This window comes from Paenibacillus chondroitinus NBRC 15376 (genome assembly GCF_004000765.1).
Lineage (GTDB): Bacteria > Bacillota > Bacilli > Paenibacillales > NBRC-103111 > Paenibacillus_E > Paenibacillus_E chondroitinus.
Window position 1 is genome coordinate 1 of sequence record NZ_BILW01000016.1, and the last position, 20,585, is coordinate 20,585.

A 20,585-nucleotide genomic window follows, 5' to 3' on the forward strand; every position below is an offset into this window, starting at 1 on the left:
AAACTTCCCGATCTGCTTTTTTGTGTGGAAGAATGGAGCCGCGGCTAAACTTCCACCGTCGGCAGCTTAAAGCTGAAGATGGAGCCCAGGCCAATGGCGCTTTTCACTTCCAGCGAGCCGCCGTGATCAACGGCGATCTTTTGGCAAATGGAGAGGCCCAGGCCTGTCCCGTTTTCTTTGGTGGTATAGAAAGGATTGAAGATTTGCTCCATTTCGGTTTCGGACATGCCCTCGCCGGAATCCTCAATTTCAATGATCGCGAGTTCATTTTCCTGTTTAATGCGCACGTGAACATCGCCGGGATGCTTCATCGCTTCGAATGCATTTTGGATCAGATTCAGCAAAACTTGTACAATTTTATCCCGATCAATGAAAATATAAAGCGCTTCTTCCGTATCTTCGAAAATAATGGTGTGTCCGCGATAAAGCGCATCCGATTCCGCTAAGGATAGAACCCGATCCAGACACTCCGTGATGGACTCCGGCTTCATATTGCTGATATGCGGTTTGGAAAATTGCAGGAATTCCGCGGTCAGCTCATTCATTCTACGAATCTCACTCATAATTAATTCATGCCAAGGCTGAATATTATATTGGCTTTTGGTCGCGATTTGCATGAAGCCTTTGATCGTTGTAAGCGGGTTTCGAATTTCGTGCGCCATTCCTGCCGCCAATTCGCCGATCATCTTCATTTTCTCAGAGCGGAATAAATGCTCCTCTCGTTTGAGCCATATTTCCCGTTTGCTTTTGAACAAGCGCTCCTCGGCCAAGGAGATGAGTTCTTCCTTCGTTGCAGCCTCAAGTGGGTGCTCGGCAAAGCTGTAAGTCACTTGGAAGCCCAAAATATTTGAATTCAAGGATTCGCTAATATTAGAAATAAGGTTCTCTTTCGCAGGTAAAATGATGGCAAACCGGTCTCCCGCGTAACGGGATATGGCATAGGAATCATAGAAAATGCTGCCCAGCAACAGCGCAATTTGATTCAAGGTTTCATTTCCGTTGTGGATATTCTCGTAATTGATCGACTTGAAATCCTGAAAGTCCAACAGCACCAAAACAAAACTGAAGCGCTTAACCATTAAGTTTTCAACAGTGGTTACGTAGCCTTCATAATTCAATAGCCCTGTCAGCGGGTCATGCGTCGTGAGATAATCCTTTTCTTCGCGTAAACGTTTCTTTTCTGACTCTGATTTAATCACATATTGGACAAGCAGCACGAACATAACCGCGCTTGCAATATCGTAGATCGACACCAAGAGATTGTAGGTGGTGAAAGGCACATAGCTTAAACGTATGCACGTATATAAACCGATGTACACGACCGCTTTCTGCACGGTGTAGGTATACTTCTGCCCGTTTTGTATCGAAAAGCCGATCAACATATAATACAGCAGCAAACACCAATTCAGATGACTGGACCAATGAAACAACGCGAGGAAGATAAACTGGATGTTGGGTAAAAACGGGTGCTTTCGCTCGAGGGCGATGCTGAGGTAAAAAGCGCAGCCTAATACAATAACTGCTGTGGTATTTGGTGCATTCCCCATTGCTATGGATGATACCATGGTCAAGCAACAAATAAAGGGAATACCTATATGTTTGATTATCTTGATGACCAACGGATAACACTCCCGACTCTTGTATAGAATTGGCAATCTTCATATTGTTAGATTATAAACGAAGTTGGATTCAATATATGTCGGTTTATGTCACGAATTTCGTTAAATTTTGATGATTTTTTTTAGGTGTTTTTAAGCGTTTGAGAGAAGGATGTCGATTGAACGACACCCCTGTTACCGGTGATTCCGATACTCCTTGGGAGACATTTGAAATTGCTGCTTGAATACGTTGGTAAAATAGTTCGGCTCGTCGAAGCCAATGGCGCAAGCGATTTCGAATATTTTCATATCCGTGTTTCGCAGCAGCAGGGCAGCTTTATCCATGCGTAGACGGGTCACGAAGCGAGTGAAGCTTTCCCCGGTTGCTTTCTTAAACAGCACGCTAAAATAGCTGGAATTAAGGTGAAGGTGAGCGGCTACATCCGTTAGGCGGCACTCCTCGTTGTAATGCTCCTCGATGTACTTCGTAGCTTTCTCAATGACATTGTCGCTTTTGGACGCTTGCCAGTGATTGAACAGAAGCAGGAAGTTGTTCACCTGTGCGTCTGCCCAGCGAAGGACTTCCTCCACCGTCCAATGGGCTTGCGGCATATCGGTCGGTATTCTTGCCGTTGCTGTATGACCGTCGGGATCGAACTGTTTCTGAATGGTTCCCAGCAAAGCAATCGAGAGCGTGAGCGCCTGAATTTTCATATCTTCAGGCAGCTGATGGGACAAATCCGTAAGCAGCTGATTGAGAAGCTGCTGCAGCGCGTTTTCCTGTGCGATCAGAATAGCGGACATCAGCTTCATTTCCAACTCATTGACTTTCGCCTGATTTAAGGAGAGTGTCATGCCTGAGCCTGTACCCGCTTCTTTATCGATTCGTTCGCCGTCAGAATCCGAAGGGGTCTCACTGCTCTTGAACTGGTCATAGAATTCAGCCAGCTGTTTATAAGGAGGAGCTGCACCCATAGGTTGAACGTTCACACGAATGTTCAAGTATTCGAGGGAAGCATCCTGCACAGCTTGGATGAAGCTTTCGTCCGGCCCAGGCTGATCGGCGACCACGACGAAACGATCATGTTCAACCAAGAGGAGCCTGGCGGGAAGGCCGGCGCCTTTCAACAGCTCCTCGACAATATTGGAGAAAGCGAATTGGATTAAGCTGAGGTCCGTTTTGCCGTAGTTTTTGAGAGCCAAGTCTTCGCTGTTCAGCTGAAGCAGCCACAGCTCCTTCGTCAGAAGAATCTCATCCATGTTTTTCATGGCTGCGTAAGACGAAGGCAGATCTAATAAAGCTGCACGCAGCTCTTGGTCCTGCTGCAATTTGCGCTGGGCGAGAAGATGCTGCTGCTGCGCGTATTTCTCATAATACCGCTCGGAGGCTTTATTCATGACTTGCATGACATCCTGTTCGGTGCAAGGCTTGATCAGCAGATCGAGAGCTCCGAGTCTGACGGCTGCCTGGGCGTACTCAAAATTTTTGTAGCCTGTAAGGATGATCACCAGCAGATCCGGATAATGCTTCCTTAGGTGCCCTACGAATTCGATCCCATCCATGACAGGCATGCGAATGTCCGTTAGCACGAGATCAGGCTTGACCCGATCTACCAAGGCCAGCGCGTCTTGCCCATTGCTGGCCTCCCCGACAACGTTCCAGCCAACTTGTCCTTCTTCGAACATTTTGATCAAGCCCTTACGGAAGTTGGGCTGGTCTTCCACGATGACAACGTTACCCTTCAGCATGTTGGCTCAGCTCCTTTCTAGTTGGGTGATTAGGCAGGATGAGGCGCATCGTCGTTCCGCTATTCACTACGCTCTCAACTTCGAGGCGGTAAGGCTGCCCGTGAACGAGCTCCAGACGCCTAACAACACTGCGAACGCCCAGGTGTTCCCGTCCATCCGAGCGCTGAGGCAGAGAAGCCCCCTTCGGTCCCAGCAGGATCGCGATCGCGGATTCATCCATGCCGCAGCCGTTATCGGTCACTTCAATTTCCAAATGGTCATGGTGCCGATGAGCTCGAATGACCAAGATTTTATGAGATACCTTATTGCGAAAGGCATGTACGAATACATTTTCTACAAGAGGCTGGAGAAGGAAGCGCATCATCTCGTTGTCCAGCACCTGCTCATCCGCTTGGATAATCGTTTCCAAATCCGGTTCGAATAATTCGGTTTGCAGCTTCACATAATTGCGAATTTGCTGAAATTCTTCCTGTACGGTTGTCAGTGTCCGGACGGGCATCAGGGAGTACTTGAGCATTTCCGAAATGGTGGCGATTAAGGCGGCGGTGTCCTTTTCATTTTGCAAATAAAGCTTCCAATAAATTTCGTTGAACATATTGTGCAGAAAATGAGGGTTAAGCTGAACCTGCAGCGCTTTGAGCTCAGCTTCCCTTTCGCTTAGCTGCGTGAGATAAACTTCTGTAATCAACCTGCCGACCTGTTCAGCCATGGCATTGAAGCTCTCGCCCATATAGGCGAGTTCATCTTTGGTACGGATTTCAATGCGGGCGCTGAAGTCACCGGAACGTACTTTGCGAAGTCCAAGCAGCAGATCCTTGATCGGTCTCAAGAGTTTGCCTGTCGAGATGACGATAAGGATGCTCGTTAACAAAATACTGATGAAGCCAGTATACGCAATGCGTTTGGATAAAATTTTATTTTTAACTTGAATGTCGGAAAGGGATGTTGAGCTGACAAGCTTGAAGGAGGTCGCTTTGGAAATCCCCTGTACATAGAGATGATTGTTCATCACCCGGGTTTCGCTCATATCCTGCAGCATCTGGGCTTTCTCCGCTGTTTCAAGCGTGGAATTGCTGTAGAGCAATTCCTTGTTTTCGTTGTACAAATAGACTTCGCCTGTACCGTCTTTGATTAACTCTTTCAATATCCCGGCAAAAAAGGATTCATCCACAGCCATGACGAGAACACCATAGGTTTGCAGAGCGCTATTTTTCATCAGCCTCGCGATAATAATGGTTTGCCTGAAGCCACTAGGTTCAATCGAGCTGGGCAGAGGCATGCTCATCCAGGCCAGATTCCCATAGGTATCGTTTAGTTTGGACCGGATGATTCGAAAGGTTGGATCATCCAAGTTTTTAATCGCAGAAGTCGTATAGCTGAAATAAGAGGGATTGCCGTTTAAGTCATACAGATACATCCCTGTAATATAAGGCGCGTCAGATTTGATTTGGAAAATCTGCTCTTCGATTTGCTTTTTATCATAATACAGATTAAAGGCATCGGCATCCTCTTGGGAATTGATGCGTTTGATGAGCATTTCAATTTGCGGATTGAATACTACGGTCTGGGATACACGCACAATTTCCTGAACCTTCATCTCAATTTTGGCCAAAGCCTCTTCATTCGTGCGGGAAAACTGCTTGCTGATCTCCTCTTCGAATAACTTCAGATTATACTGATAAGTCAAATAACCGGTAATCCCGAAGGCAAGTAAAATGATGGCGGACAGGCTAATAATGAGTCTGATTCGAAAGCTGCGGTTGATGCCTATGAGTAGTTGTCGCCAGATTTGCATCTCAGATTCCCCAATTAACTTATAGTTTGCAAGCCATAACGTTGCTGAGGACATTATACAATATTTCTGTCAGATAAAAATCGCTTTCAAACATGACCAAATGAATTTATAGAATCTTCTATAATTTTTTAAGGGTTTTGATACACGAACCCGGGTATGATAGGATGCATACCAACGAATTAGGGAGTGAGCAAGCATGAGCAGTCGAATCGGAGAACCCCCTGTCACTTCATCATCAGTGAACCTGCACAAGACAGCTTCTTTAAAGCGGAGCAGGCGATTGAAACAAAATATTCCTTTGTTCATCATGCTGATTCCAGTTATCGCTTATTATGTGATCTTCAAATATTGGCCTATGGGCGGACTTGTTATCGCTTTCAAAACCTATAACTTTGCAGATGGCATCTGGAATAGCCCTTGGGTGGGACTAAAGAATTTTAACCTGTTGTTTTCCAGCGCGAGCACGCTCCAAATCATTTGGAACACATTTTGGCTGAGCTTCCTAAGCTTGGTGCTCGGATTCCCGGTTCCCATTTTCCTCGCTGTTTTGCTCAATGAGGTCCGGAAGTCATGGTTCAAAAAATGGGTGCAAACGATCATTTATTTACCGCACTTCTTCTCTTGGGTCATCGTGTCAGGTATCGTATTATCGTTATTTGCCACCGATTATGGTTCCATCAATAAGGTGCTCAAGCTGTTCGATCTGGAGCCCATTACTTTTTTATATGAATCGAACTCATGGATCAGCATCTTTATCGGTTCTGGCATTTGGAAGGAAATGGGTTTCAGCACGATCATCTACCTGGCTGCTCTAACGACCATCGATCCGTCGCTTTATGAATCGGCCTGTATGGATGGAGCTACCAAGTGGCGTCAGATGTGGCATGTAACGCTTCCCGGCATTCGGCACACCATTATTTTATTGCTGATCTTAGCGATGGGTAAAATTATGGAAGTTGGGTTCGATCAAGTCTATAACTTACAGAACGCTGCCGTTGCGGACGTGTCGGAGGTTATAAGTACTTACATTTATAAAATAGGGCTGGGCAGCTCGCAATTCAGCTTAACGACAGCCATGGGACTATTCGAATCGGTCATTAGCTGCAGTCTCGTGTTAATCGCCAACCGAATCGCCAAAAAATTCGATCAAGCCCTGTTCTAGAGAGGAGGACATGTAGTGAAAGCGACAAGAGGAGAAAAGCTTTTTTATACGGTCAATTACGTGCTGCTTGCACTCATTGCCTTAACTTGCATCCTGCCGTTTATCCATATCATAGCGTTATCGCTTAGCGATCGGTCATCTGTAGATTCCGGTCATGTCTTCTTTTGGCCGATAGGGCTGCAGTTCACGGCCTATAAAATTTTCTTCATCGCAAGCCCGGCTTTCAACGCCTTCAAAAATAGCATCTTCATTACCGTGGTCGGCGTGGCATTAAGCTTATTGGGCACCATTTTAGCAGCGTATCCGTTGTCAAGATCCTATTTGTTCGCTCGTCGCTATCTGGTTCTCGGCATGGTATTCACGATGTTATTCGCCGGTGGTTTAATTCCAACTTATCTCGTTGTAAAAAACATGCATCTCATTGATTCCTACTGGTCCTTATGGCTGACAGGATTCATTAGTACTTACAACATGCTGCTGATGAAAAGCTATTTCGAGAACATTCCTTATGAGGTGCAGGAAGCTGCACGAATTGACGGATGTAGTGACACCGCACTGCTCATTCGCGTCATTTTACCCTTATCCTTGCCGATGTTGGCGACTCTGGCGTTATTTTATGGCATTAACTATTGGAACGCGTTCATGAGTGTTCTAATGTATATCAATAAAAGCGATATGATGAACTTAACTGTCGTTGTGCAAGCCATGCTGCAAAAAAACGATTTACTGAACTCTCCTTCCCTGAATACGGAGGAGCAAGCAGCGGTTGCTACAGAGATGGTGAAAGCTGTGGGCGTTGTTGTGATGGTTGTGCCTATGCTGGTGATTTATCCTTTCTTGCAGAAGTATTTTGTCAAAGGCGTCATGCTTGGATCCGTTAAGGGTTAAAAACGTTGGTGTTCCCGTTTAACAAAACTTCACTATAAAATTTTGCAGGGGGAAAATGTGCATGAAAAACATGAAACTGTGGCTTGGAATCACCGTAGGGGTTGTCGCGCTTGGTGCAACGTTAGTTGGCTGCAGCAGTGACAAAAAAGAAGGGGCAGCAGCAACGACAAGCAGCAAAACGGGTGAAGAGAAACCGGCAAAGCGTGGCGATGTAACCGTATCCATGTATGATCGGGGTGCAGTACCTGCATCAGAGGGATCCTATGAAGAGAACCGTTGGAGCAAATGGATCAATCAAAACGGACCTGTCAACGTAAAGTATGTTCCTATCCTCCGCAGTGATTCAACCAAAAAATTGAACGTTCTGTTTGCGTCGGGTTCCGCTCCGGATATCGTCAACGAGTACAACACACCGTTTCGAGGAAGTTTGTACGATCAGAAACAACTTCTTCCTATTGATAACATTTTGCAATATATGCCTGAATACAAGAAACTGCTGGATCAATATCCTCAATTGAAAAAAGCGGGGACGAAACCGGACGGGAAGCTGTACGAGATCGGTAAGGTGAAAGAGGCGGTTCCTGCCCATATTTTGCTCATTCGGACCGATTGGTTGAAGAAATTGAATCTGGCGATGCCGACCACAACGGATGAATTATTGAAAGTGGCTAAGGCTTTCGCTGACCAAGACCCTGATGGGAATGGTAAAAAAGATACATACGGCCTGAATATGAGCACGTATTCCGAGCAAGCCATCAATGAGATGTTCGGCGAGAGTTCTTCGAGCTCGCTGCTGGCTTGGGATCTGAAGGATGGCAAAGTTGTCCGTGCGTGGGACAAAGAGCTTGCTTCGCTCACCTTCAAGAAGCAGCTCTACGATGAAGGCCTGATCGACAAGGATTATATCAACGATAAAGATGGCGCCAAGGCGAAACAGGACTTTTTGAATGGGAAGATCGGCATTTATGTGAAGTTCACCGGCGGCTGGTATGACTTTATCATGAACGATCTTACGACACTGCAGAAAAACGCGCCTGGGGCGGAAGTGGCTCCATTAGGTTATCCGAAGTCACCGCTGGGGACATTTACCGGCGCCATTGATAACCCAGTTCAAATGACAACCGTTGTGAACGCTAAATCGAAAGATCCGGAAGCCGTTGGCCGCTATCTTGACTTTATTATGAAGCCGGAGACCGCTAAGAAAATTGTCAATGGAGACGAAGGCACACATTGGAAGAAAGCCCCCAATGGTTGTCCGCAAGCGATCGATCCTGCAAAGTCCAAGAACGAAGTCAGCTATGCGTACGACTATACCATGTTCTTCTCATCGGGCGTTGATAAATGTACGTATGTACTGAATGGTTTCAATGCTGAAGTACCGGCGCAAAAAGCAGGAATGGATATGTATAAAGAAGTTCAGAAGCTCTATTTCGATCCGCAAAGAGAATATCCGGGAATTGCCTTAGGTGACCATATGCCTGTGTACAGTGCAGATCTGCAAGTTATTAACACAACGATTTTGAAAGAAAAAGGCGACCTGTTCGTGAAAGCCATTCTAAGCGGCGCTAAATACACGCCGGAGCAAGCGATCAAAGATTCGCAAGCGGCTTGGGCGAAAGCAGGCGGCCAACAGCTCGAGGATTTCATGAACAAATGGTATCAAGAGAATAAAGATACGGCATTCCTGGCTAAGGATGCGATGATTATCGCGAAGCAGCAGATGGAAGCAGTGAAGTAAATCATTCTTGAAGGAGGGCTGGATATCGATTAGGATGCCTGTGCATTCAGGTTCTCATCGGTGTCCAGCATCTTGCATCATGGGGGGAATCATAATGAACAAAGTTAAAGTAGCTATCATCGGATGTGGCGGTATCGCAACGGGGAAACATTTGCCTAGCTTGAGCAAGGTTGCGGAGGCTGAAATCATCGGTTTTTTCGACATCTTCCCGGCAAGCGCACACCAAGCAGCAGCGAAATTTGGCGCTCCCGGTGCTAAAGTATACGACGATTACCGCGAATTATTGGCAGATCCTGCGATTGATGTTGTACATATTTGTACGCCGAATGATACGCATGCGGAAATCTCGATTGCTGCTTTGGAAGCAGGCAAGCATGTTATGTGCGAGAAGCCGATGGCCAAAACAGCTGCGGATGCCCGTCGTATGGTGAAAGCTGCCAAGCGGACAGGCAAAAAATTAACGATTGGTTATAATAATCGGTTCCGAGCAGACAGTCAGTATTTGAAAAGGGTCGTTGAAAATGGCGATTTGGGCGAGATCTACTTCGCTAAAGCACATGCCGTTCGCAGACGCGGTGTCCCTACTTGGGGAGTTTTTCTGGATGAAGAGAAACAAGGCGGCGGTCCATTAATTGATATTGGCACACATGCGCTTGATTTGACACTGTGGTTAATGAATAACTATGAACCTAAAGTGGTGCTGGGCACTGCTTATCATAAATTGTCACGCAAAGAGAACGCCGCTAATTCATGGGGATCATGGGACCCGGATAAATTCAAGGTCGAAGATTCGGCATTTGCTATGATTGTCATGAAAAATGGGGCCACCATTATGGTGGAGGCCAGTTGGGCGCTCAATACGCTGGATACCAAGGAAGCGAAGTGTACGCTTTGCGGTACCGAAGGGGGAGCGGATATGCAAGACGGGTTGCGCATTAATGGCGAGAACCATAGCCGTCTATATATGAACCAATTGCAGTTTGAGGCCAAGGGTGCAGACTTCTACGAAGGCAAGAAAGAAAGCATGCAGGATAAGGAAATTCGTCTATGGATTGATGCCATTATGCATGATAAAGAGCCGATCGTAACGCCAGAGCAGTCCTGCATCGTATCGGAAATCCTTGAAGCGATATATGAATCGAATCGAACTGGAAAAGCCGTATATTTTGACTAAATGATCGAAAAAAGATCGGAAAAGGAGTCTCAAACGATGATTAGAGTTGCGATGTTGAGCTTTTGGCATGTTCATGCCAAAGATTACGCACGTATGGCAAGTCAGCATCCCGACACCGAAATCGTGGCTGTTTGGGATGAAGATGCGCGGCGTGGCAGAGAGAAAGCCGGTGAGTTCAGCGTCAGGTTTTATGAGAAACTGGAGGAGCTCTTGGCCAATCCTGAGATCGATGCGGTTATTGTGGATACACCCACAACGGCGCACCGGGATGTAATTATCGCCGCGGCTCGTGCGGGTAAGCATGTCTTTACAGAAAAGGTTGTTGCTACTACAACAAAGGAATGCAAGGAAATACTAGCGGCGGTTGAAGCTGCTGGCGTGAAGCTCACCGTCTCTTTGCCGCGGTTGTACACCGGGTTCACCCAAAGCATCATGAAGGCTATTCATGAAGGCTATCTTGGCACGATATCGACGGTGCGTATCCGGCTTGCTCATAACGGCGCGCTCCCGACAGAGAAAAATCCGAATGGCTCGCTGCCTTCGTATTTCTTCGATTTGAAGTCATGCGGGGGAGGAGCCTTGATGGACCTTGGCTGCCATCCGATGTACTTAACTCGCTTATTTCTGGGTTTGCCGGAAAGCGTCAGCGCCAGCTTCGGCTATATCACGGGGCGCGAGGTAGAGGATAGTGCTGCAGCTACGTTGCGTTATCCAAGCGGAGCACTAGGGATTGTTGAAGCGGGATTTGTAAATAGCTACTCGCAATTCGACATTGAGGTGCAGGGGACCGAGGGAAGCATGAAGTATTCTCGCACCGATGATCGGGTCTATATCCGCAGCTCCAAGTTATCAGGTGAGGCAGCAGCAGAATGGCAAGTGGCGCAGGAACTTCCGGCGAGTCTGCCGACTCCGTTCGAACAGTGGCTGTCACATATACAGAACCAAACAACAGCTTCAGAGAACATTCAATTAGCGCTTGATTTAACACGTTTAATGGAAGCATCGACGCAATCGGCACAGACGGGCACAGCTATTTATTTGCGAGATCTTACCGAATAAGGCGGCATTTCCGCAGAAAGGCCAGTTCATCCCCTGCATATGGAAGAAGGGTGATCTGGTCTTTGTCATAATAGAAGGAGGCATAAGGATGATCGACAAAGGGGAATATTCATTTTCAACATGCTGGAATATCAAAAAACATACCATTGGCCGGGAGATGGTGGAGGAAATTAAGAGGCTTGGCTTTCGATATGTAGAACTGAATTACAATGTGACTGAAGAGATGATGAAAACCATTGAACCAATGATTGAAAAAGGGGAAATAGGCGTTTCGAGTGTGCACAATGTGTTTCCGTTCATCGACGATAAGGATTATGATACCGATTCCGTGATGCTGGGTTTTGATGACGAAGAGAAGCGCAAACGCTCTGTGGAGCTGCTCATTCGATCCCTGGAATATGCTAACCGCTATGGAGCGAAAGCCGTAGTCGTACATCCTGGCGAAATCCCATTTGAATATAATATTGATCTGGATTTGAAGAAGCTTTATCAGGAGCATGGAAGGGCGTCGGCGGAGTATCAAGGGCTGTGGCAGAATATGCTGGAAAGGCGCCAGAGGCTCAGTCCTCGGTATACGAAACGGATCCAGGATAGCTTGGACGAAGTGAGTGATTATGCAGCGAAAAAAGGATGGAATATCGCGATTGGCATCGAAACGCGCTCGAGATCGTATCAGATGCCGACGCTGATGGAAGCCAAGACGATTTGCGATCATCTGGAGGGGAGCCCGGTTCGTCTTTGGTACGACATCGGTCACGCGATGATGATGGATCGAATGGGTTTGTACGACAATTTGAAGGAGCTGGAGGAAGTTAAGCACTATATTTATGGTGTCCATATTCATGAAACACTCGGGCTCTCCGACCATTGGTGTCCTTATGTACACAGCAAGGATCTGCATTTCTTTGACCATTTCCTTGAGGCTATCGACATTGCCAAGGTTAAAGTGTACGAGTTGAAGGCGGTATGTCAACCGGATGAGATCGAGGAGAGCCACAGACTGATCACAAGTAAAATAGCGGCCGGGAAAGGGCAATAGGTGATACACATGGACTTCATATATAAACGGTTGGTGGAAAATAACGACGATTTGGCGGCATCTGCGCTTCAAAGCCAAGTGCTTGATCCGGCATCCAAGTATTACGGCGGAATTATTGACGAGACGGGCATTGCACGTGCTAGTCATCATAGTACGCCTGTTTATATTGCTGCCTGGGCAGCGGCCTTGGTGAATCCAGACTCCAGATTCTACCATAGCGAGTCATTAGCAGCTTCCTTGGAACTGGCAGCAGCGTTCATGCTGAACAGGCAGCATCCGGACGGAACGATTTCGCTGGGGTCAACCAATTACAACTCCCCACCTGACACCGGTTTTGTGATTGGCGGCGTGGCGCAGATTTATCAGCTGCTCGCTGGTCATGATTGGTCGGTCCTACAGCCAATAGCGGGCCAATTAAAGCTATTTCTTGAACGGACGATACCGGCCATGCTGACGGGCGGCTGCCATACGCCGAATCATCGATGGGTGCTTACGGCTGCCTTAGCCCAGATGTATGATATTTTCAAAAGGCCAGAGCTCCTCGCAAGAGCGGATGAATGGCTCGCAGAAGGCCTGGACATTACGGCAGATGGCGAATGGACGGAGCGGAGCAACGGCATTTATAATGCCGTCAGCAATGTTGCGCTGTATCATACGGCTCGCATCTTGCATCGCCCCGAATTATTGGATAGCGTGCGCCGGAATCTGCGTATGATGGTCTACCTCATCCATCCGTCAGGTGAAGTGGTGACCGACTATTCGGGCCGGCAGGATTTTGGCCAAACCTATGACATGGCTACCTATTATACGATTTATCGCTTAATGGCTGCACATGACAAAGACCCGCTTTTCGCTGCCATGTGCGATTATGCCGCTGGTTTCGTCAAGCGTCCTGACGGCGTAAACAATAACGCTCTGCTGCACGTGCTGCTTTATCCGGAAGTAGAAGAAACCATCCGTGGCTTGGAACGCGTCGAACTTCCCGATCAATATGCTTGTATGCTGAATCAGCATCATCCTATGAATGAGCACCTGAGCCTCATCGATGCTGTCGGCCATCATCTGAAAATTCAGCACAGCTCCATGCATCTGGCATTTGGAGCGCCGGTCGTGCGCATTCGCGAGAAGGAGAAGAGCATAACGATTATGCCGCAAACGCCGTCCTTTTTCTCGCTTCGTCATGGGAAAGTCAGGCTGCTGGGCATTAAGCTGTCCACGTCCTTTTCTCCGGGGATCGTTAAATTTGATCAGTTAACCGCCCAGGATGGTGTTTATCGACTAAGTGTCGGTATGGAAAAAGGCTACAATGGACCTGTTCCGCAGCAGCATCTTCCCCTTACGGCGAAAGGACCGGTAAGTCCGTGGTATTTGCTGCCGCATCAGCACCGGCCAATGACGCATTTGCAAACCCATGAGCTGAAGGTGGAAATTCAACAAAATTCGTCCGACTGGACGGTGCGCATACATTCCGATGAGCGGGAAGACGTCTTTACGCAGCTAACCTTTATTCTGGGCAATGAAGGAGCAGTAGAAGGAGAAGATCTGCATGAAGCAGGCGACGGGAAATATTTCCTCAAAAGCGGATCTATGACCTATCGGGTGGAGGAAGACAGCATTGAAATATCTTCAGGAGCTTTCGAACACTTATTGCCTATCCTTCGTGAAGACCAGCACCCGGCAGGCTGCCAATATGTCCATGTGAACTTGGTGACGCCGTTTGACCGAACCTTCACAGTAAGACTGCTGTAGAAAGGATTGTGGAGAGATGACCACCTATTTCAATGAACAAGAGAGCATCCAGTCCCGCTTAGGCCAAGACGAAAAACGCACGCTGAAAGTGCTTGCTGATCGCTATATCGGTGCCAATCCGCCTGTACCGTTTGCCTTTCGGGCGTTCAATCGAGCAGGTATGCTGCAAAATGACGAGGGTTTATTCGACCTCAATCTTCATCACAAATTCCCTGAAGCAAAGCAGGGGCAAATTTCTTATGCTTACTCGCTAGTATGGAGCGATAGTGACCGGAATCTGGACGTGTTGATGCGTTGTTTGGGTCCGATTCAGTTTTACTTTAATAATGAGCTATCCTACCGTTCCAACGTTATGGATGAGCTGAAGCCGGATGCGACTGTCAAGTTGAATCTCAATTTCGTCAAAGGCTGGAATCGTCTTTTCATAAAAGCGAGAGTGACGGCGGCGGGATTCGGATGTCTATTCGGATCGGATGAAGCCAAAGTTAGAATTTTGAATGTGCGTTCTCCTTTTGCTGAAAGAGCAGGCCAGGCAGGATGGGTATACTCCGCTCCAATCGACGCTGACCTGTTCGAGGAGAGTCCGCTGCCGGCAGCGTTCTCTTCCGAGAAAGAGCAGGGCGTCAAGTGGCTACCGGAATCTGACTGGCGTGAAGAGGAGCTGGCTTTACAGGTTTGCGAGCGCTTATTCGGCCTTCAGCCAGGCAAGCGGGCATACGCTTGGACACAGCTGAACGCTACCGGCATCGGCAAGGCTCCTTATGTGTTAAAAGGGAGCACAACCGGGCCGCTGGCGGTTTGGGTGAACGGTCATCCAGTCGCTGCGGTTCAGACGGCGGGCAGCTTCGAAGTGGAGGTGCCGCTAGCCTTCGGCAAACACGATATGGTGGTCCGCAGCGAGTGTGAACCAACTTCGCAAGCGTGGGGCTTCACCGTGCAGGCTTATGCGGGCGGAGATCAGGTACCGTTCCATGCGCCTGTGGACGTGCATGGCTCGGATGAGGTTTGGCTCTATTTGGGTCCTTTTGATGCCAATGTGGAACTGAATGAGAATGAAATCGCTACGACAAAGCGCGTTTTTGCAGGCAATTACTGGCGCTTGGACCGCCCAGAGACGTGGATTCGTCCCTATTATGAGAACGCCATGCTGAGCAATAAATGGACCGTTGGCCATGTGACCAACTTTGCCCGCTGGGATTATCCGCTCGGGGTGACCATCTACGGGCTGCTGCAAACCGGCCGTTTATTGGAACGGCCAGACATTCTCTCGTATGCGCTCGCCCATGTTCAAAGCTGTACGGATATGTTCGAGTACTCGCTATGGGACCGCGAGCAGTACGGGTTCCCGGCCATCAATCAGCAGCTGGTCATGATGAAAATGCTCGACAACTGCGGATCGTTCGGATCGGCCATGTTGGAATCGTACAAAGAAGCTCAGCATGCGGGTTATCTGCCGATTGCCCACAGGATTGCCGACTTCATGCTTCAGCAGCTGGAGCGGAAGGAAGACGGGGCTTTTTATCGTGTGTGCCAGGATGAGTATTCGGAGAATACCATGTGGGCGGACGACCTCTATATGAGTACGCCGTTCCTGTGCCGTTATGCGGCGGTAACAGGAAATCGTGAAGCGCTGGATGAGGCGGCGAAGCAGTTCCTGTTATTCCGGAACTACTTGTTTATGCCGGAGCAGCGCATCATGTCCCACGTATTTGATTTCAAATACGGGATGCCGACTAGAATTCCTTGGGGGCGCGGCAACGGATGGACCTTATTCTCCCTGACCGAGGTGCTGGAGGCTTTGCCGGCAGATCATGCGCTTCGCGCTGAGCTTGTCCGCTTTTTTAACGAGCTGTGCGCAGGCTATGCCGAGCTTCAGGCAGCAAGCGGACTATGGCATCAGGTGTTGAATGACCCTGATGCGTATCAAGAAGCTTCTTGTACGGCGATGTTTGCGTATTCGTTTGCCAGGGGCGTCCGCTTTGGCTGGCTTGCCGAGCCGCAGCGGTTCATCCAGGCTGCGCTTAAAGCTTGGGACGGCTTGACGCGGTATGCCATTGACGCGCAAGGTAACGTGCACGGCGTTTGCAGCGGCTCGCGGTACGCTTTTACAGCGGATTATTACAAAAAGGATCTGCTTACCGTTACGAACGATAACCACGGGGTAGGTATCATGATGCTGGCGGGCACGGAGATCGTTAAGCTGAAGGGTTGGTTGAGGGAACCGGCAAGATGGGATTGAAGACGTCCTGTCACGGCGGATTTTATATTCAAAAAGTTCTATTTTTCTTTGTCGATTTCTGACAGGAAATAGCTCTTTCCTCTAGTATGCGAGAGAGATTCTCTCGATGTATTAGAGGTTTTTTGTATTTTCTACAATTTCCTACAGGTAACCTAAGCAAATAGTGCTAAAGATACATAGTATAGGAGTATAGCAGTCATAAAACTTGCTAGATTTATATAACATGTACGCCATTATACGAATACATTGCGGGGTGAGTAGGAGGATGCTTCCGATTAATGCAAAAGCTAGCCAGAGAGCCGTTGATGTTTTGAATTATTTGTATGCGATATCAGGATCCAAAACATTAACGGGTATTCATAACTGGCTGGAGGACCCAAGTGGTTATGTCAATGAAATTAACAAGCTGTACGGTGATTATCCTGGTGTCGCCGGGTATGAGATGGGGCCCATTTCAGGTCAGACAGCTGCGCAGGTCACATCTCAAAGACAAAATGTAACGAATGCAGCAAAGAAATATGTTCAAAGTGGCGGTCTCGTGACCATGATGTGGCATCAGAACTATCCACTCACAACCTACACCTGGTCCAATGTGCAAAGGAATACGACGGATGCGGAGTTCAACCGTGTGTGCACGCCAGGAACAGCAGAGTACAATTGGCTGATCTCGGAGTATGACAAGGTTGCGGTTTTTCTGAAACAGCTGAGAGATGCCGATGTTCCCGTTCTATGGCGCCCGTACCATGAGATGAACGGCAACTGGTTCTGGTGGGGGAAGAAGCAAAATTTTAAACTCCTTTGGGACATTATGTATGATCGGTTTACGAATTATCACGGCTTAAATAATTTGCTTTGGGTTTGGAATGCGAATGCGCCTAAGAGTTCAGACATTAACCCTTACATGACACATTTCGTAGGGACAGGCAAATGCGATATTTTAGGAACGGATTTATATATGTATGGCAGTGAACCCTTTAAGCAGGAATATTATGATGGTCTCGTCGCTATTTCAGGTGGAAAACCGGTTGCTGTTGCAGAAATCGGCCAATTATTTCCGAGCGCAACCTTTGCGAAGCAACCCAAATGGGTATGGTTTATGGAGTGGGCAAATTATTTATATGACTATAATACCTCATCTCAGCGAAATGCCTTATACGCGACTTCCGTAGAAAGAATGTTGAATCGAAGTAAGGTTTATATCCCCACAACACCGATTCCGGATACGCAAGCACCGACAATGCCGATGAATTTGGCGGCGTCTTCCAAGACAATGACTTCAGTTACACTGACATGGACGGCATCCACAGATAATATTGGCGTTACGGGGTACGAAGTTTACGTGAATAACACAATCTTGGCGGGAACTACGACCACGACCAGCTTTACGGTCACGGGTCTGACGGCGAATACGGCGTACCGTTTTCTAGTAAAAGCAAAAGATGCTGCGGGGAATAATTCTGCTTTTACGCCACCGCTCACGGTGACAACGGATGCCATTTATACGGGTTTTGTTCGTGGGATTAATTTCGGAGGAGCATCTGTCACGATGGATGAGCAAACCTGGTTAGCTGGAGATCATGTTCTATTCACGTATTCCTCCAATAGCAAAACTTACGTCAATTCGCCGGCAATTACACCGGTTCCAGCTGTTGACAGCGTTTCAAGCGTAATGCTTAATTCTAAAATTTATGCTTCAGAATCCAGTTTTACGGTTGCTCAAGCGCTGTCCAATGGCAATTATCAAGTGTATGTTTGGTCTCTTGAAAGTGCTCAAGCAAATCCGTCTTCTTATGATGTGGTTCTTGAAGGTGTGCAGGTCACAACAGTCCCAATCGGTTTATTAGCTCTAAACAATTGGGCTAGATATGGCCCTTACAGTGTCACCGTGAAGGCCGGCGTACTGAGTATGGAGGTGCGTCGGGTAACTGGCGATCCGGGCCTGGCAGGGATGGCGGTCTACACAGCCGCCGTGTAAAGCAGAAAGTCCGACACCCACTTAACGTGTGTGTCGGACTTTCTGCTTTCATTGCTCTGTTAGCAGGTGAAGGACTCGATAAAACGTAAATCGATACCGAAGAACATCCAGGAGAAACCATTCCAACGGAAGCCGGCAATGGAATTACGACCGACAAAAGTCGGATAATACCAGAACTGCTGGCCATTGCTTAGCCATACGTAGGTAAAGCGGAACATGCAGCGTCTAATGCCACCCGGATCTACTGCGAATGTAGAACCAGCCAAAGATTGCGGCTTTTGCGGGGTATACGCAGGCGGAGCCGATGTGGGCGCTTGCTCATTGCCGCCTGTTACGCCAGGTTGCCCTGGGAATCCAGGCTGCCCCGGGAATCCAGGCTGCCCCGGGAATCCAGGCTGTCCTGGGAATCCAGGTTGCCCCGGGAATCCAGGTTGCCCCGGGAATCCAGGTTGCCCTGGGAATCCAGATTGCCCTGGGAATCCAGGTTGCCCTGGGAATCCAGGCAAGCCCATGCCAGGCAGGCCGGGAAGTCCGAGCATGCGTGTATCATATACAGGTACCCAAGCGTAGGCTTGCGGTACAGGATAGCCGTATGCATAAGGCGCGGGTTGAGGATAGGCTTCCGCATACGCAGGGTTAATTTCGGGCTGCTGCAATACGTCAGTTTCCCGTTCCGATTGCCGAGTCTCTTGTTTTTTGTTTGAAGTCATGAATGTAAGTTCCTCCTTAGGTTAAAGCGGATTAGTCGATACTTACTATATGCAGGAGGCTAGACGAATGTCACGGTTAGAACTGGTCTAGAGGAGAGATTTTGCCAAACTATACCATTAGTCCTAATTATATTTTGATTTATGAAAGCCCTAGGCTTTTTCTCCTAGTAATATAGGAAAAATACGGGATTTACCTCCCATGGTTGGAACCTAATTTGTCGTATATAATAGAAATTGGTTATATTTTGAAATAATTGGGGCGGGGTTAATTGAAAGAACTTACGGGGAAAATGTTGAAATACGATGTAACAACGAGCTATGGGCTTGTATTGGCACCAAGCTTAACCGTTCTTACGGCAGAGCATTTAGATTTATTTAGACAGCATCGTATTGACTTCATGGACATTATTACGACAAATCCCCAAGAGCAACTGGAACAAGAACTAGTCGTCGCCGACACCCAAGATTCTTCAGGAATTCTAGTACAGCAAGCTTCTCAGCTAGCCAAGAAAATTTTCGAGCAAATAGAGTCAGAGAATAAAATCCCATTGCTTGAAATTAAGAGCCAACTCATTCCTATTGTTCAGCAAGCTGCCGAACATCCTGATTTATTCGAATTACTTGAAGCTGTCAAAGCCAAAGATGAGTACACGCATCAGCACAATGTCGGAGTAGGCATACTTTCGACACTAATCGGAAAGTGGCTTAAGATGGAAGAAAAAGAGATAGCCTTGTTGACGTTAGCGGCTACTTTGCATGATGTTGGTAAAATTAAAATATCGCAAGACATTCTCCAAAAGCCGGGGAAATTAACAAAAGATGAATTTAACACCATGAAACAGCATACCATTCGGGGCTATAACATGCTGAGGGAGACTGTTGGAGTCAACTACCGAGTTTCACTTGTTGCCTTGCAGCACCATGAGCGAGCAGACGGAAGTGGATATCCTATGGGTTTAAAAGATAGCCAAATCGATCGCTTGAGCCGGATTGTTGCCGTTGCCGATGTCTTCCATGCCATGTCCTCGAATAGACCTTATCATGAGATGATGCCGTTCTACGAGGTTGTACGACAGATGCGCGCAGGTCTTTTTGGAGAGTTGGATCCACATATCGTATCCGTGTTTCTAAAGAATATCATTCGAAGTTTAGTCGGCAGGAAAGTGAAATTGACGGATGGTCGTTGGGCGGAAGTCGTCTATATTAATCCTACAGATGATACAAATCCACTTGTAAGAGTCGATGAAGCATTTGTAGACCTTAGCCGAGAACGCCACATTCATATAAAGGAAGTTGTTGTATGATGCCTAATTCAAAAGCAGAGAATACAGTTTTGCAACAATTTTTCACGAATTATGGGCTGACGCAGCGAGAATCGGAAATTCTTTCCCTGATCGCAACTCACGGGTACACAAACAAGGAAATTGCTGAAAGCTGTTGCATCAGCGAGAAAACAGTCAAGATTCACCTAGCGAATATTATGAGCAAAATTGGCATTGGCTCGATGCGCCGGTTGCTGGCACTACTTTTGCAGCAAGCGTTGATGGTTTCAGGGCTTACAAGTGAGAAAAATTTAGTGAAATCCGTGGGGATGAATTAAGAAAAAGAGAAGGCCTTTCGAGGTGCTTTTCTTTTTTTTTATGCGCATTTTCGGTGATACAATTTGGAACTTAGAAATGGAATATTTTGTTGACATGATACGAAAAGTAT

Annotated in this window: 15 protein-coding genes; 11 read left to right on the plus strand and 4 right to left on the minus strand. The window is 47.5% G+C overall.

Annotated elements, in window-relative coordinates:
• Window positions 1–44 precede the first annotated feature (44 nt).
• From PCH02S_RS18375 to PCH02S_RS18385, 3 genes are all read right to left on the minus strand, one after another.
• A complete protein-coding gene (locus PCH02S_RS18375) occupies window positions 45–1,619 on the minus strand; it encodes an ATP-binding protein (RefSeq protein WP_127455400.1) in 1,575 nt (524 codons plus the stop codon).
• A gap of 174 nt (window positions 1,620–1,793) precedes the next feature.
• On the minus strand, window positions 1,794–3,347 hold the full coding sequence (locus PCH02S_RS18380; RefSeq protein ID WP_127455401.1) for a response regulator transcription factor: 1,554 nt from the start codon (window positions 3,345–3,347) through the stop codon (window positions 1,794–1,796).
• The gene (locus PCH02S_RS18385; RefSeq protein ID WP_164819618.1) at window positions 3,334–5,142 is read right to left on the minus strand and encodes a sensor histidine kinase; all 1,809 of its coding nucleotides are present in this window, start codon (window positions 5,140–5,142) and stop codon (window positions 3,334–3,336) included. The genes PCH02S_RS18380 and PCH02S_RS18385 overlap by 14 nt, the downstream gene beginning before the upstream one ends.
• A 307-nt stretch (window positions 5,143–5,449) precedes the next feature.
• Here PCH02S_RS18385 and PCH02S_RS18390 point away from each other — a divergent pair, with 307 nt between their 5' ends.
• The 9 genes from PCH02S_RS18390 (at window position 5,450) to PCH02S_RS36725 (ending at window position 18,165) form a co-directional block, all read left to right on the plus strand.
• Window positions 5,450–6,304 carry an ABC transporter permease gene (locus tag PCH02S_RS18390; RefSeq protein ID WP_246069156.1) on the plus strand — a complete coding sequence of 285 codons (855 nt, stop codon included), beginning with the start codon at window positions 5,450–5,452 and terminating at the stop codon, window positions 6,302–6,304.
• A gap of 15 nt (window positions 6,305–6,319) precedes the next feature.
• A complete protein-coding gene (locus PCH02S_RS18395) occupies window positions 6,320–7,192 on the plus strand; it encodes a carbohydrate ABC transporter permease (protein WP_127455404.1) in 873 nt (290 codons plus the stop codon).
• A 61-nt stretch (window positions 7,193–7,253) separates the two neighbouring features.
• Window positions 7,254–8,930, plus strand: coding sequence for an extracellular solute-binding protein (locus tag PCH02S_RS18400; protein WP_246069150.1), 1,677 nt, complete (start codon window positions 7,254–7,256; stop codon window positions 8,928–8,930).
• Between the two features lie 94 nt (window positions 8,931–9,024).
• Window positions 9,025–10,104: a Gfo/Idh/MocA family protein gene (locus tag PCH02S_RS18405; RefSeq protein WP_127455406.1), complete on the plus strand. Its 1,080-nt coding sequence runs from the start codon at window positions 9,025–9,027 to the stop codon at window positions 10,102–10,104.
• A 36-nt stretch (window positions 10,105–10,140) separates the two neighbouring features.
• Window positions 10,141–11,163, plus strand: coding sequence for a Gfo/Idh/MocA family protein (locus PCH02S_RS18410; RefSeq protein ID WP_127455407.1), 1,023 nt, complete (start codon window positions 10,141–10,143; stop codon window positions 11,161–11,163).
• A gap of 88 nt (window positions 11,164–11,251) precedes the next feature.
• Window positions 11,252–12,202: a sugar phosphate isomerase/epimerase family protein gene (locus tag PCH02S_RS18415; protein ID WP_127455408.1), complete on the plus strand. Its 951-nt coding sequence runs from the start codon at window positions 11,252–11,254 to the stop codon at window positions 12,200–12,202.
• A 9-nt stretch (window positions 12,203–12,211) separates the two neighbouring features.
• On the plus strand, window positions 12,212–13,951 hold the full coding sequence (locus PCH02S_RS18420; protein WP_127455409.1) for a hypothetical protein: 1,740 nt from the start codon (window positions 12,212–12,214) through the stop codon (window positions 13,949–13,951).
• Window positions 13,952–13,967: 16 nt separating this feature from the next.
• Window positions 13,968–16,190, plus strand: coding sequence for a glycoside hydrolase family 88/105 protein (locus PCH02S_RS18425; RefSeq protein WP_127455410.1), 2,223 nt, complete (start codon window positions 13,968–13,970; stop codon window positions 16,188–16,190).
• 265 nt (window positions 16,191–16,455) lie between these two features.
• Window positions 16,456–18,165: a glycosyl hydrolase gene (locus PCH02S_RS36725; RefSeq protein ID WP_164819619.1), complete on the plus strand. Its 1,710-nt coding sequence runs from the start codon at window positions 16,456–16,458 to the stop codon at window positions 18,163–18,165.
• Between the two features lie 59 nt (window positions 18,166–18,224).
• On the opposite strand, the gene PCH02S_RS18435 is transcribed toward PCH02S_RS36725, so the two are convergent.
• Window positions 18,225–18,677, minus strand: coding sequence for a collagen-like triple helix repeat-containing protein (locus tag PCH02S_RS18435; protein WP_127455545.1), 453 nt, complete (start codon window positions 18,675–18,677; stop codon window positions 18,225–18,227).
• A gap of 467 nt (window positions 18,678–19,144) precedes the next feature.
• On the opposite strand from PCH02S_RS18435, the gene PCH02S_RS18440 reads away from it, so the two are divergent.
• Window positions 19,145–20,179, plus strand: a complete 1,035-nt coding sequence (locus PCH02S_RS18440) for an HD-GYP domain-containing protein (protein WP_127455412.1) — start codon at window positions 19,145–19,147, stop codon at window positions 20,177–20,179.
• The gene (locus PCH02S_RS18445; protein WP_127455413.1) at window positions 20,176–20,475 is read left to right on the plus strand and encodes a response regulator transcription factor; all 300 of its coding nucleotides are present in this window, start codon (window positions 20,176–20,178) and stop codon (window positions 20,473–20,475) included. The genes PCH02S_RS18440 and PCH02S_RS18445 overlap by 4 nt, the downstream gene beginning before the upstream one ends.
• The last annotated feature ends 110 nt before the right edge of the window (window positions 20,476–20,585 follow it).

Bases quoted from the DNA above. Each gene is read 5' to 3' on its own strand.
- PCH02S_RS18380 (WP_127455401.1), bottom strand. From the start codon at position 3,347: ATGCTGAAGGGTAACGTTGTCATCGTGGAAGACCAGCCCAACTTCCGT.
- PCH02S_RS18385 (WP_164819618.1), bottom strand. From the start codon at position 5,142: ATGCAAATCTGGCGACAACTACTCATAGGCATCAACCGCAGCTTTCGA.
- PCH02S_RS18390 (WP_246069156.1), top strand. From the start codon at position 5,450: ATGCTGATTCCAGTTATCGCTTATTATGTGATCTTCAAATATTGGCCT.
- PCH02S_RS18400 (WP_246069150.1), top strand. From the start codon at position 7,254: ATGAAAAACATGAAACTGTGGCTTGGAATCACCGTAGGGGTTGTCGCG.
- PCH02S_RS18405 (WP_127455406.1), top strand. From the start codon at position 9,025: ATGAACAAAGTTAAAGTAGCTATCATCGGATGTGGCGGTATCGCAACG.
- PCH02S_RS18410 (WP_127455407.1), top strand. From the start codon at position 10,141: ATGATTAGAGTTGCGATGTTGAGCTTTTGGCATGTTCATGCCAAAGAT.
- PCH02S_RS18415 (WP_127455408.1), top strand. From the start codon at position 11,252: ATGATCGACAAAGGGGAATATTCATTTTCAACATGCTGGAATATCAAA.
- PCH02S_RS18420 (WP_127455409.1), top strand. From the start codon at position 12,212: ATGGACTTCATATATAAACGGTTGGTGGAAAATAACGACGATTTGGCG.
- PCH02S_RS18425 (WP_127455410.1), top strand. From the start codon at position 13,968: ATGACCACCTATTTCAATGAACAAGAGAGCATCCAGTCCCGCTTAGGC.
- PCH02S_RS36725 (WP_164819619.1), top strand. From the start codon at position 16,456: ATGCTTCCGATTAATGCAAAAGCTAGCCAGAGAGCCGTTGATGTTTTG.
- PCH02S_RS18435 (WP_127455545.1), bottom strand. From the start codon at position 18,677: ATGGGCTTGCCTGGATTCCCAGGGCAACCTGGATTCCCAGGGCAATCT.
- PCH02S_RS18445 (WP_127455413.1), top strand. From the start codon at position 20,176: ATGATGCCTAATTCAAAAGCAGAGAATACAGTTTTGCAACAATTTTTC.